Consider the following 13,636-nt stretch of genomic DNA (forward strand, 5'->3'; position numbering starts at 1 on the left):
AGATCGCATCTGCCTTCAGTGATTGCGATTGCCGCATGCTCGCCTGCAACAGGTCGGTCAGCGGCGGATGGGAAACGGCCAGAGCCCGAAATGCCCCGAACGTATCAAATGCCAGACACGTATCAGATGCAGGGGGCAGGCTGGGGGCGGGACCCCGTCTGCATCCTGTCGGGCTATTGTCTTCTGAACTCTAGGGGATCAGCCTGCAGCGGTGAAGGCATAAAGCCGCGGTTTGGTCCCCGCTTAACATATCAAAATACTTCAACCCGTGACTTTCGGCCTGTATTTGCGACAATGGCCATGAATTCCGAATTCCTGTCGAGCCTGTATGCAGAGTCAATCCATGATCGTTCAACATCTCGTTGCGCCAGAGGCGGTGCCTCGCGTTCTCCTTGTCGAGGATGACGAGGAGATTGCCGTCATGGTGCTCGAGATGCTGACCGAGAACGGTCTTGAGGCGATTGCAGTTGGCTCATCGTCGCACATGGACGATGCGCTGAGGAAGCGAGCTTTCGATTTGATCGTGCTCGATGCCATGCTGCCAGGAGAGGATGGGTTCAGTATCTGTCGCCGGCTGCGGGCATCCTCGACCGTTCCAATTATCATGCTCACGGCACTCGGCGATGAGATCAACCGCATCGTCGGCATTGAGCTTGGAGCCGACGATTATGTCACCAAGCCGTTTCATCCGCGCGAATTCATGGCCCGCATAAAGGGGCTCCTCCGGCGCGCCTCCTATGGTGCGGACCAGCCTCAGCAGCCTGCAGCCATGCAGTTTGCCGGTTGGCAGATCGACCCGATACTGCGTCAACTTGTCAATCCGGACGGGGTGCATGTTTCCATGACCACGGCGGAGTTTGATATTCTTCTGGCATTTTGCCAGAATCCGGGTCGTGTCATGACGCGGGAGCAGCTTCTACGCATGACCCATGCCGGGCTTGCGGGCCCCGTCCAGCGCAGTATCGATGTTCACATCAGCCGCGTCCGACAGAAGATTGAACCCAATGTTCGCGAGCCGACGGTCATCAAGACGGTCCGGCTGGGTGGCTACATGTTCACCCCGAAAGTCGAGGTGTGTTGATGGCCTCTCGCCTTCGGGTCGGATCTCTTCGCCGACAGATTGCGGCACTGGCGATTGTCCCCATTGGGGGGCTCCTGATCTTGGCAGCGATTTCCGATTGGCTGTTGCGCGATGATCTGGAGAGTGTTTCCTATGCTCGCGCGACCGCATTGAAGATCGAAACCGTCGTTGACCAGGTTCGCGCGTCCACGTCCTTGCAACAGCAGGCAGCTATTCTTGAGGCCACCTCCAGCACGGGGCTAAGGGTCGAAGAAGTCGCGGCGGCGGAGCTTTCAAAGGGCGAGACGAGGATCGTCGCCGGGGATGTCCGCCACCTTGTGCAGGAGAATCTGCCGCCGAGGTTCACAACGGCTTTCCGCACGAACACCCCCCGCGGAGAACTGCATGATGTGCTCATCGTCGGGATCGACTCCGATCGGGCGTTGGCCTTTCTTCCCGCGCCCCCTCCACCCGATGCTTGGATCAGCGACCAGGAAGTCAGTGTCGTGCTGCAAATGATGGTTCTCTTCCTGCCGGTGGTTCTTCTGTCGCTTTATGCGGCGCGGGTGATTTCTGCGCCGCTGCTGGAATTTGCCAAGGCCGCAGAAACGCTAAAGCCCGACGAGGGGCCGGACAGGCCTTTCAAGGAACGTGGCGCAGCCGAAATTCGAACCTTGGCAAGATCGTTGAATGACATGCGCAGTCGTCTGCGCAGTCTGATCGACGATCGCACCCGTATGCTGCGTGCGATCAGCCACGACCTTCGCACACCCCTGACGCGTCTGCGTCTGCGCGCGGAGCGTTCCACGCAACCGGAGCTGAAGGCGGCATTGTTGAAGGATATCTCCGTTCTCAGCGACATGATCAACGATACGCTGACCTATCTCAGCAGGGAAATGGCGGCCGAAAAGCCGGTCAACGCCGACCTCCCCAGCCTTCTGGCGACCGTGTGTTCTGACTTTTCCGATGTGGGTTTCAATGTGAAATATGTCGGACCGGAACGGTTTGCCTATGGCTGCAGGCCCCGCTCCCTGGCGCGTGCGATCACCAATCTCGTCGAAAACGGCACGAAGTTCGCGCATGAGACGACGGTGGAGCTCTCCGTGCTTGGAAAGGGCACGGTGAGGATTGCTGTCATGGACAACGGTCCGGGTCTTCCCGGCAGTTTGCGAACCCGTGTGCTGGAACCGTTCTTCAAGGCCGATTCGGCGCGAACCCTGTCCGATCGCAGTGGGTTCGGTCTCGGCCTCTCGATCGTCGATGACATTGTGCGAGCACACGGCGGCACGATCGAGCTTTTGAACAGAGTGCCGCATGGGCTTGTGGTCCAAATTGAACTTCCCGCCGCGGGAGATGTGGCAGCGGCGCCACCGGTATCTTCTGTCACAGTGACAGGCCCAGAAGCCGCAAAATCGATAGCCTTTCCTGCATGATCAACCGGCGTGGTCGTTCAGGAAGGCCCGAATAGCCCGATACTGAATATCGCCGCCGGGAAAGGGCGGACGCAATCCGTTGTGTCCATAGGGGCGCTTTCAGCGCCCTCGTCAACGGCTTGCCGCAATCGGCCAGGAGCGCGGGCACTCGGTGTCTGAAGCGCATCGCCGGCCGCGCTCGCCGGTCGTGGAGGATCGTGTAGATCCCCGGACCTCGGTTGCACACACATCATCCGGTTCCTGCAATGCAATGACCGGAGTGGAACTGGTTTGCCGAAAAGGGCGTGGTTCTTCACAGCGTGCGTAGCGGGTGTCGTTTTCCAGGGAGCGTGGTGAGCGTGGGCTTGCTCCTTTGTCAGGATCATCGGCGCCGTCGGTTGATTTGTCCCGCACGGGCGAGACTTGATCGGGACGCTTTGCGCCGCCCGCACAGGCGGCGAAACGACTCTTAACAAGAGAAAACACAATCCAACGCCGAAGTTGGACTAAGTGTAGCCGGATGCGATCAAGGAGCATGGCCGCGAACGTGCTGAGACTGACGTGCACCGGCGATGCTGGACGCATCGGGGTTTGAAAAAATCTCGCGGCAATCGACAGGATATTTGGCAGCCTCATCGATCTATCGCGACGCCTCCACGATGCGGCTGCCTGTCCCTGGGTCTCTCGCGGTCGAGGTGACCATTTGTCGAGCGGAACCTGCATCAAGACGTCACAAGGCAAGATTGGAGCACAAACGGATATGCAACGGATCGAAAAACCAAAAAAGAGGCTGGCAGTTGGCCGCCGCAGCTTTCTAACGGGCGCGGCTGCATGTGGTGTCAGCGCCGGATTGGCCGCGCCCGTCATCGTCTCTCGCGCTGCCGCGGCGGAGTTGTCGGTCATCGCAATGCGAGACCAGGACCTGCGATTCATTGCCACCGAAGAGACCTATACCACCGACGAGCTCATCGCGCTGAACGCGATCAACGATGAACACGTCGAGTATCTCAAGGGAACCGGTCTGGCCGAACTCGGTCCTGGGCGCATCGGCGCAATGGATGAAGCGGGGATCAACGTGCAAATCCTCTCGGCACATACGCCGGGCGTGCAGAATGTCCCCGGTCAGCAAGGCATCGATTTTGCCTATCGCCTCAACAAGATGATTGCCGACGGCCCGATGGCGACCTATCCGGGGCGGTACCAGGCCTATGCAACCTTGCCGCTGCAGGATCCGGAAGCATCGGCGGACGAGCTGGAGCGCGCCGTTCGGGAGGATGGCTTTGTGGGAGCAATGACCAATGGGTTCATTGGCAAGAAGTTCCTCGATCACCCCGATTTTGAACCCCTTCTGGCACGCGCCGAGGCCCTTGATGTGCCTATATATCTGCATCCAGGTTTCCCACCTGTAGAGGTCTTCGATATCTACTATCGGACGGTGCGGCCGGGATATGACCAGGAGTACCAAAACTACATTTTCAGCGGCTCAGGATATGGATGGCACCAGGAAGTTCTGACCCAATGCCTTCGACTGGTCATGACCGGCGTATTCGATAAATTCCCTAAGCTGCAGATGATCATCGGCCACATGGGAGAGGGACTTCCGTTCTACTACGAGCGGATTGTGGGAGATATGAGCGAGTCGACCCAGGCTTCACTCAATAAACCTATCGCGCAATACCTCAGTGACAATTTCTGGTACACGACCAGCGCCTTCTTCCAGGATGAACTGCTTCATCTTTTGCTAAGGTACATCAGTGTCGACCGGGTGATGTTCGGGACTGACTACCCGTTCGCAAACATGAAGCAAGGGACCGACTGGTTTCGGGCGGTGGATCTGCCCCGTGAAGCCAAGGAAAAAATCGCGTTCCGGAATGCGGAAAAGCTGTTCGGCATAAAGGTCTGACGCATCCACCACGCCCGGTTCCGCGGACAGACGTCGAACCGTAGTCCGCCGCCGGAGTGCGTGGCGTGACCGTTGCAGTGGCCAGAAGCTGGGATCACTTTGGGGGGTCAATGCCTGCCTTCCAGGGGTGCAGGGTCCTTGGCGAGAACGAGACCGTCGTGCTGCAGCACTCGGGGCCCCTCTGATGGGCGGTAATTGGGGGTGTTCGACCGGTCGTGGGGCATCGGACGTGCGAGCTGGCTGCGGCTCCCGTGAGGGGTATGCACGCCCGCACGAGCCACCCCAGACACTTTATCCTTCATATCCGCCGCGCAGCCGACCTTGGCCTCGATCGAGGCCAAGGTCAGCCACCCGGGGTCTTAACGTTTCGAAACATATCGCAACAAGACCAAGCACACCTGCTGAAGGTGCGATTCTATAACGTCGCCTCAACTCTTTGAGCAGGCGCGACTATGGCAATGCAATCGGTGACAGACCCGCAGGAAGATCGTCTTCTCGCGCAGCAGAAGGGACCAATGGGCAATTCGACGCCGGAACTATCCGTCATCGTCCCCACATTCAACGAAGCCGCCAACGTGCATCTATTGATCCATGCGCTTGAGAGGTCGTTACCCGGGGTCTCTTGGGAGGTGATATTTGTCGATGACGATAGCCCCGACGGTACGGCTGATCGTGTAAGAGCCATTGCAAATCGGGACGCGCGCGTGCGCTGCGTTCGTCGGCTGGGCAGGCGCGGCCTTGCGGGTGCCTCGATCGAAGGCATGCTTTCGTCGTCGGCGCCCGTCGTCGTCATCATGGACGGTGATTTGCAGCATGACGAGTCGCTGTTGCCGGAGATGCTTCACCGCATCCGTTCTGGCGACGATCTCGTCATCGCCAGCCGCTTCTGTAATGTTCCAGGTGCCGCAGGCAGCGCTGCGGACGGTCTCTCGAACACACGCCTTGCGGGCAGTCGGTTGGCAACAGGCCTGGCGCGAACGCTCCTGAACATCGACGTCAGCGATCCCATGAGCGGGTTCTTCGCCATGCGCCGACCGGCTTTCGAAGCGCTTGCCCCGCGTCTGTCCACCCAAGGCTTCAAGATCCTTATGGATATTCTCGCTTCGACGCCGGATCCGCTGCGAACGAGCGAGATACCATTTCGCTTCCGCCCTCGGCAGCACGGCGTTTCCAAGCTCGACAATCTTGTGGCGCTGGAATACTTCGGCCTGCTGCTCGCCAAACTGACGGGCGATATGCTCTCGCTCCGCTTCCTGCTGTTCTCACTCATCGGCGCAACGGGCGTTATTGTGCATCTGGTCACGCTAAAGGCTGCGCTGGCGTGGGGCCTTACCTTCTGGATAGCCCAGATGGCGGCGGCCTATGTTGCAATGACGGGCAACTTCTTCCTCAACAATGCCCTGACCTACCGGGACCGCAGGCTCAAGGGCTGGCGGCTGATCGTCGGCCTCGCATCGTTCTATGTCGTCTGTAGCATCGGCGTCATTGCGAATGTGGGTATTGGGCAACTCCTCCACGACCAAGTCTCCAACTGGTGGCTGGCAGGCCTCGCGGGTGCCTGTATGGGCGCTGTCTTCAACTATGTCATTACGTCCGCATTCACCTGGCGCGTCCGATGACCGCACAATGCCGGACGCATCATGGTGTCGGCGATCGACGCCATCCATCCGGCCGGTCCGCCGAGAAAAAACGGCCTCCCTCGAGGTTGCAACAGTTGGATGATCGCGCCGCCATGCTGCGAGCCGCGACATGCATCATTCTGACTGGTGCGCTGGTCCGCTTGGGTCTCGCGGCGCTCCTGGATCCTGGCGTCGACGAGGCTTACGCCATGGCGGTCGCCACGCAGTGGCAGCTCTCCTGGTTTGATCACCCTCCGATGGCCTTCTGGTGGGTCAAGGCGATGCGGGAGCTGGCCCGACCGTTCTGGGGCGACGACGTGCCGGTTGTGATACTGCGTCTGCCCTTCGTGCTTGCCTTCACCGCAACGAGCGTGGTGATGTTCGATCTCACCCATCACCGGTGGGGACCAAGGGCCGGATTGTGGATGCTGTTGGCGCTGAGCCTGGCACCGTTCTTCCTCGTCTCTGCCGGATCGTGGATGGTGCCCGACGGTCCCCTGTTCCTGTTTCTTGCCCTGACGGCTCGGCTGCTCGACAGGATCCTGTTCTCTGCATGCGAGCCGGCACGCCGACGCCGATTGTGGTATGCCGCCGGACTGACTCTCGGACTGGCCGGGCTTTCGAAATACCATGCCGTCCTTTTTGCCCTCGGCGCGGCCGCCTTCCTTCTTGCGACACACCATCGAAGCCAGCTGAGGCATTCGGCGCCTTGGCTGGCCGTCGCGATCGCCGCGGTCACCGTGTCCCCGGTCCTCGTTTGGAACGCGCAACATCATTGGGTCTCGTTGTTATTCCAGTCGTCGCGCGGGCTTGGTTCAGGCGGCCCGGATTGGGCCGGGTTCGCCCGTGCGATGCTTGGACAATTGGCCTATCTCGGCCCCTGGACACTGATTGCTTCGATCGCGGCACTATTCTGGAGCCTTCGGACAAGGGATAGTCGGACGGGGCCAGCGGCATTCCTGGCGGCGATCGGCCTGCCTGCGATTGTCGTCTTCACCGCTGTGCCGCTCTGGGGTGGAAGTGCCTTGCCTCACTGGCAAATGCCGGGTTGGCTGTTTCTGTTGCCGATGCTCGGCCATGCCCTCGCGGCAACCAGTTCCCGCCGGCACAAGCGAGTTCGTCTGGCCAGGGCCTTCGCCGTCACGGCGCTAGCGGGACTTGCGTTCGCCATTGTCGCCGTAACGCTGATCCGGGTCGTGCCGCCGTCGTCGGCCCTTATCGCCCGCCTGGGACTCGGCGGCTTCCTTCAGGAATCGATAACCTGGCGCGGTCTCGCAGACGGCCTTTCGGAGCGCGGTTTGCTCCCGGCGACATCGCACAGTAGTGTGCCACAAGACCGGCCATTGGTCGTCGCATTCCGATGGATAGATGCCTCTCGCCTCGCCGAGGTGCTCGGGCCACGCGCGACTGTTATCGTCTTCGACAGTGATCCCCGTGGGTTTGCCTTCCTCGCCGACTCCGCCGCCTGGCTCGGCCGCGATGTGTTGTTCGTCGGCCGCCCCGGTAGCTTCGCTGGCGGTCTGGAGTTGGCGCAACCATACGTCGGCCGCATCGATCGCCAGGCGCCCATCCCGATCACGATCGGCAGCGAAACCTTGTTCCAGGTGGAGGTTGCATTCGGCCGGAGCCTGATATCCCCCTTTCCCTTGCCGTACCCCCGCCGCTAACGCCCAGCCATGAGACGGCCATCTCTGTCAGATTTCGACGATATAAAGACTGCCTGGTCTACGCCGCCTGAGGCGTAATCTTGCGCGATGGCCGATCGCGTGACCGCCGCCCGCGATATCGCAAAGGACGTGGCCGCCAGCAGCCGAGCTTGGTGTGACGGTCGTGCCTGTCCGTTGCTCGGCCGCGACCTGCTTTCGAGGCAGGCCGTCACGGAGACATCGCTGGGGATGATCCTCGGCTGTAGCAAACGCGATTCGACGCCACCCGTGAGGCCGGCATGCGGGCGGCAGCCAAGATCACGCAGGTGTTGCCTCCGTCAAGGGTGTGAACCAGCACGGGTCGCCTTGGCGTGGATCTATGCCCAATCCGATAGACCGACCGCGAAGACAGGGCGCCGCCGGGCCGGAATACATGATTCACGCCCGCGGCGTCGGCTCCGGATCAAGCTGCAGAGTGAGACCAGCAGTCAGCCCAGAAGGATTCGCGTCATGGGGTGATCTGGGTCGAGGAGCCCGTCCAGCACGTTGAAGTGATGCCTGTCTGGTTCGGCATAGGCGCCGGTTTGGGCGCCCAGCCCGGCCCAGATGTTGGCAAGCAGCGCATTCTGGCGCAGAAATTCGCCGCGCTCGTTGCCGCCCACCCAGCAGAACAGGCGCGTGTCTGGTCCCGGCTCCAGCAGTGCCGGGCTTTCGTGCTGCGCCTCTTGCGACGTGATCCGCAGGCATTCGTTGAGATTGGTATGCATCAGCGGCCTGAGGTCATGGACGCCGGAAATGGACACTGTCGTGCCGATGCGGGCGCGAACATCAGGAGCAAGCGGCGACGTGGACGAAACCATGCGCGAGACGAGATGGCCGCCGGCGGAATGCCCGGCCAGGTGGACGGGGCCCTCGAACCTCGACGCGACCGAGGTGATCGCCTGGCCGATCTCGAGGACGATGTCGCCGATGTGGACGTCTGGGCAGAGCGTGTAGCCGGGCATGGCGACGGCATAGCCATGCGCGACGCAGCCCTGGCTCAGGTGCGACCAATAGGAGTTGTCGAGGCTCTGCCAGTAGCCTCCATGAACGAAGACGACCAAGCCGCAAGGCTTTTGCGCCGGCACGAACAGGTCATAGACATTGCGGGCGCGATCGCCGTAACGAACGCCCAGCTCCGCCCGGTCTGCCGACAGCATCCTCTCGCGGTAGACCCTTGCCGGCTCGACCCATCTTTCCGGCCAGGCGTTTCCTCCAGCAATGTGGGCGCCATTGGAATAGGCATCGTTCCAGTCGCTGATGCGGTGATAGATCATGCTTTCTCCTGGCGTCCCGTGCGACTGGTTCTGGCTTGCCTACAGCACCGTGCGCACACGCCACAGCTCGGGGAACAGTTCGACCTCAAGCATTTTCTTCAGGTAATGGGTACCGGAGGTGCCACCGGTGCCACGCTTGAAGCCGATCACCCGCTCCACCGTCGTCACATGATTGAAACGCCAGCGCCGGAAGTAATCCTCGAAATCGACAAGCTTCTCTGCCAGTTCATAGAGAACCCAGTATTTCCCCGGCGCGGCATAGACCACCCTCCAGGCTTCCATCGCCTTGGGGTTCTCGCTCCTCATCTCGCGCCAGCTCGTCCGGTCCGGCTCGCCGCCGACATCAAAGCCATGGCGCGACAGGAGCAGCAGCGCTTCGTCATAGAGGCTGGGGCGAGACAGGATATCTTCGAGCGACGCCACGAGATCGGGCCGGTGCGAATGCGGCCCAAGCATCGCGATATTGCGATTGCCGGCCAGGAACTCGATTGCGCGATACTGATAGGACTGAAAGCCGGAGGATTGGCCAAGAGCGGCGCGGAACTCGGTGTATTCACTGGGGGTCATGGTGCGCAGCACATCCCAGGCATTATTGAGTTGCTCGAAGATGCGCGCCACCCGGGTCAGCATCTTGAACGCCGGTTGCGGATTGTCGGCGCGGATCGCTTCGATGGCGGAGCGGATTTCATGAATGGCAAGCTTCATCCACAGTTCCGACGTCTGGTGCTGGATGATGAAGAGCAGTTCGTCATGCGCGTCGGAAAGCGGCGATTGCGCGTTGAGCACATCATCGAGCCGAAGATAATCCGAGTAGGACATCTTCTGGCGAAACGACATTTCAGCGCCGTCTTCGGCAGGATCAGGTGGTTTCAAGCTCACGTCACGAGGGCCTTCTGCCTGTATTTTGCCGTGTCCCACAGCCGGTTCTGCATGATGTCAGCCAGAATATCGACGGCGGCATGAACATCCTTCTCGCCGATGTAAAGCGGCGTAAAGCCGAAGCGGATGGCGTTGGGGGCGCGAAAGTCGCCGATCACCCCGCGGGCAACCAGCGCCTGCATGATGGCATAGCCTTCGTCATGCAGGAAGGAGATCTGGCTACCGCGTTTCGTCCCGTCGCGCGGCGAGCCCAGCGCCAGCATCGGACAGCGTTTCTCCACTTCGCCGACAAACAGATCGCAAAGTGCGATCGACTGGCGCCGCAGCGCCTGCATATCCACTCCGTTCCAGGCGTCCAGGGCCGCATCGAGTGCCGCCAGGGCGATGACGGGAGGCGTGCCGACGCGCATCCGCTCAATACCCGGCCCCGGGCGATAATCCAGATCGAAGGCAAAGGGAGCATCATGTCCAAGCCAGCCGGAAAGGGCGGGGCGAACCCTGTCGGCATGACGCGGAGAGACATACACGAAGGCGGGCGCACCGGGGCCGCCATTCAAGTACTTGTAGGTGCAGCCGACAGCAAAATCTGCTTTCGCGCCAGCCAGATCAACGGGCAGGGCGCCGGCGCTGTGCGCGAGATCCCACAGCGTGACGGCGCCGACGGAATGCGCTTTCTGCGTCAGTGCCGACATGTCGTGCAGACGTCCGGTGCGGTAATCCACCTCCGTCAGCATCAGCACGGCAACGCTCTCGTCGAGCGCCGCGTCGACCTCCTCCGGCTCAACGACGTGCAACGTGTGACCACCTGCCAGCGAGCCGATCAGGCCCTGGGCGATGTAGAGATCTGAGGGGAAGTTGCCGCTGTCGGTCAGGATGACCCTTCGGTCCGGCACCAGCTCAAGCGCCGATGCAAGCGCCTGGTAGACCTTGATCGACAGGGTATCACCCATGACAACCGATCCCTGCTCGGCACCGATCAAGGAGCCAATCCGATCACCGATGCGCCGCGGCATCGTCATCCAGCCAGCCTCGTTCCAGCCCCTTATGAGGAGTTTTCCCCATTCATCCGCCAGGAGCCGAGCCACCCGTTCCTTGGCCGCAATGGGCAGCGGACCAAGCGAATTGCCGTCCAGATAGATGACCCCTTGGGGAAGATGAAAAAGAGAGCGGGTCCTGTCAAAATCCGTCATTTCAGCATCCCCTGGACATTGGTTCTCGGTAGGACATCGACCGCATGTCGCCGCAGCGGTCACAACCGGGCTCGGTGACGCGTTTATCTCCGGACCGTAGCCTTGGGAGATTGACCGAACTCAACCGCGTAGTTTGAAAGAACATAATCGACATCCTTGTCACCTCGGCCCGACAGATTCACCAATATGCCTTCAGTGGACGGGCTCCGCGTCGCCAGCTTGATCGCAAACGCGAGCGCGTGGCAACTCTCAAGAGCCGGGATGATCCCCTCGAACCTGGACATGCGGAAGAAGGTGCCAATCACCTCTTCGTCGGAAATCGCCGTGACATCAATGCGCCCCAGGTCATGCAGCATTGCGATCTCCGGGCCGACCCCCGGGTAGACCAGCCCCGAGGCGACCGACGACACCTGTGCCGGCGCCCCGTCTTCCTGTTGCAGAACCACCGACTGCGCGCCGTGAAGTGTTCCCGGGCTTCCAAAGGAGAGGGTCGCCGCATGCTGTCCGGGCTGGCCTGAATTGCCGAGCGGTTCCACAGCATGGAGGCGGACCTCAGGATCGTCGAGAAAGCCGGAATAGATGCCCATCGCGTTCGATCCGCCAGCCAGGCAGGCCACGACGTGATTGGGGAGAACGCCCCCGGTCAGCGACAAGTACTGGCGACGAGCCTCTTGTCCTACGACGGATTGAAAGTCCCTGACAATCATCGGAAAGGGATGCGGCCCGATCGCCGACCCGATGGCATAGAGAGCGTGCTCGCGCTGTTCAACATAGGCATGAAAGGCAGAATCACTTGCCTCCTTCAAGGCCGACTGTCCTGCCGTTGCCGCGACCACCCGGGCGCCAAGGAGGCGCATCCGCCCGACATTGGAGCTCTGCTTCTCGATGTCGGTCGCGCCCATATGGACCTCGCACTCGAGACCGAAATAGGCAGCCGCGGTGGCAAGCGCGACGCCGTGCTGGCCCGCTCCTGTTTCTGCGATGAGTTTGCGCTTGCCCATCTGGCGCGCCAGCAGTGCAAATCCCACGCAGTGGTTTATCTTATGGGCGCCGGTGTGGTTGAGATCCTCGCGCTTCACGAAGATCCGCGCGCCGCCGACCTCCATGGTGGTGTTCTCAAGAAAATGAATCGGGGTCGGGCGGCCCTGGAGACCGATCCGGACCTTTTCGAGGGCAAGCTGAAAATCCGAAGAATCGCGCAGGGCGCGATAGGCCGATTCCAGTTCCTCCAGGGCCGGCCATACCTCGCGCGGATAGTGATTGCCGCCGAACCGTCCGTAGTATCCCTCGGTATTGGGGAACCTTCTCAAATATGGCAAGGGTTCTCGCAGCATTTCCAACCTCCAGATTTCGGTGAGGTCTAGCGCAATGTTTCGATCCGATCTTGAACATGATTTGCGCCAAGGTCACAGGCCCCAAACGGCGCTGCTTCTCTCTGAAGATGACAAATTCCGATGCTGTCTTGTGCTGTATGTTATTCGGCAACCGGTGGCCGGTCGGCGCCGGGCGCTCACTGCGCCGTTGACCTTCGGATAACGCGGGAAAGGACCCCGGGTGGCACCCCGAAAACCTTCTTGAACTCCCGGCTGAGATGGGCTTGGTCGCTGAACTCCAGCATCAGCGCCACCTCGCTGAGCGCCACCCCCGCGCAAATCAACTCTCTGGCCTTCGCTACCCGCACCTGACGGATGTAGGTCTGAGGGGCCATCCCGACCGTCGCGCTGAAGCACCTGATGAGATGGCTTCTATGCACCCCAAGTTCGCGTGCGAGGTCTTCTGTCCGCATCGCACGCGTGCAGTTATTCTGGATCAGCAGACAAGCTCTGGCAGCTAAGGTTTCGCGGTCGGCCGGTGCAGGGTCGGCTGAGAGGTTACACGCGCCAAGGATCCTGCGAAGCGGAGCCTCAAATGTAGCGTCCTGCCCGCAGGTCGTGAAGAGGGCATCGATAAACGCGTTCGTCTCCGTACTCCGGTTAAGGACGGCGGTCTGGATTCTCGGTGGTCCGTTTCGGCACTCGACGTTGAGACAATCGGTCAGCAGCTGTTGAGATAGATACAACGTCGCATAGTCGGCATCTTTCCCGGAGCAGTGCGCCGAGTGGACCTCGTACGGGTTGAAGAAGAAGACGTCCCCTGCACGGACCCTTCCGATCCATCTTTCCGACCGGATCTCAGCTTCACCCCGCCGGAGAGCCACCACCGAGTACGTGCTGTGCAAATGGGGATCAAACCGGCTTGCGGTGGCGTGAGCCCGCAAAAGGTTGGATTGCTGCAGGGCAAAACTCAACGATCGGACTTGCGTCATAGGAATTGTCCAACTGCTCGGGCCGCATCATGTGAGACAAGCCAGTTCCGCTTTTGCTGACTCGTCTGCGGGCCGATAGAAGCACGTTTTGCTGTCGCTGTTTAGCGGGACCACCAGGATGATTGGCGAACGCAGGGATCGTCAAGCAGAGCAAGATGCTTCGAGGCAGAACCGTCGGCGCTGGATGAGCCAATGACGCTATCGTCGATCTCTTGCCCCGCTGGATTACCCTATCACCCAAACAGCAGCAGGCCGACGAGGCCGGCCGTGCCGACGAAGATCCGCCACCAGGCAAAGAGCGCGTAG

General features: G+C 60.8%; 10 protein-coding genes. 5 read left to right on the forward strand and 5 right to left on the reverse strand.

Features of this window, described 5'->3' with window-relative positions; genetic code table 11:
• Window positions 1-343: 343 nt before the first annotated feature.
• The 5 genes from EO99_RS0123635 (at window position 344) to EO99_RS0123655 (ending at window position 7,661) form a co-directional block, all read left to right on the forward strand.
• Complete coding sequence (locus tag EO99_RS0123635; protein ID WP_051680053.1) at window positions 344-1,081, forward strand: response regulator; 738 nt, start codon at window positions 344-346, stop codon at window positions 1,079-1,081.
• 80 nt (window positions 1,082-1,161) lie between these two features.
• Window positions 1,162-2,493: an ATP-binding protein gene (locus EO99_RS0123640; protein ID WP_235776917.1), complete on the forward strand. Its 1,332-nt coding sequence runs from the start codon at window positions 1,162-1,164 to the stop codon at window positions 2,491-2,493.
• Window positions 2,494-3,232: 739 nt separating this feature from the next.
• Complete coding sequence (locus EO99_RS0123645; protein WP_029621029.1) at window positions 3,233-4,375, forward strand: amidohydrolase family protein; 1,143 nt, start codon at window positions 3,233-3,235, stop codon at window positions 4,373-4,375.
• A gap of 458 nt (window positions 4,376-4,833) precedes the next feature.
• Window positions 4,834-5,994, forward strand: a complete 1,161-nt coding sequence (locus EO99_RS0123650) for a glycosyltransferase family 2 protein (protein ID WP_029621030.1) — start codon at window positions 4,834-4,836, stop codon at window positions 5,992-5,994.
• A 95-nt stretch (window positions 5,995-6,089) separates the two neighbouring features.
• Entirely contained in the window at window positions 6,090-7,661 is a 1,572-nt protein-coding gene (locus tag EO99_RS0123655; RefSeq protein ID WP_162179340.1) for an ArnT family glycosyltransferase, read from the forward strand.
• A 467-nt stretch (window positions 7,662-8,128) separates the two neighbouring features.
• On the opposite strand, the gene EO99_RS0123660 is transcribed toward EO99_RS0123655, so the two are convergent.
• The 5 genes from EO99_RS0123660 to EO99_RS0123680 form a co-directional block, all read right to left on the reverse strand.
• A complete protein-coding gene (locus EO99_RS0123660; RefSeq protein ID WP_029621032.1) occupies window positions 8,129-8,956 on the reverse strand; it encodes an alpha/beta hydrolase in 828 nt (275 codons plus the stop codon).
• Between the two features lie 39 nt (window positions 8,957-8,995).
• Entirely contained in the window at window positions 8,996-9,835 is an 840-nt protein-coding gene (gene kynA, locus EO99_RS0123665; protein WP_029621033.1) for a tryptophan 2,3-dioxygenase, read from the reverse strand.
• The gene (kynU, locus tag EO99_RS0123670; RefSeq protein WP_029621034.1) at window positions 9,832-11,025 is read right to left on the reverse strand and encodes a kynureninase; all 1,194 of its coding nucleotides are present in this window, start codon (window positions 11,023-11,025) and stop codon (window positions 9,832-9,834) included. Before kynU ends, kynA begins: the two co-directional genes overlap by 4 nt.
• 83 nt (window positions 11,026-11,108) lie before the next feature.
• Complete coding sequence (gene trpB, locus EO99_RS0123675; RefSeq protein ID WP_077067164.1) at window positions 11,109-12,359, reverse strand: tryptophan synthase subunit beta; 1,251 nt, start codon at window positions 12,357-12,359, stop codon at window positions 11,109-11,111.
• Window positions 12,360-12,535: 176 nt separating this feature from the next.
• On the reverse strand, window positions 12,536-13,330 hold the full coding sequence (locus EO99_RS0123680) for a helix-turn-helix transcriptional regulator (RefSeq protein WP_037112830.1): 795 nt from the start codon (window positions 13,328-13,330) through the stop codon (window positions 12,536-12,538).
• Between the last annotated feature and the right edge of the window lie 306 nt (window positions 13,331-13,636).

This window comes from Pseudorhizobium marinum, assembly GCF_000705355.1.
Taxonomy (GTDB): Bacteria; Pseudomonadota; Alphaproteobacteria; order Rhizobiales; family Rhizobiaceae; genus Neorhizobium; species Neorhizobium pelagicum.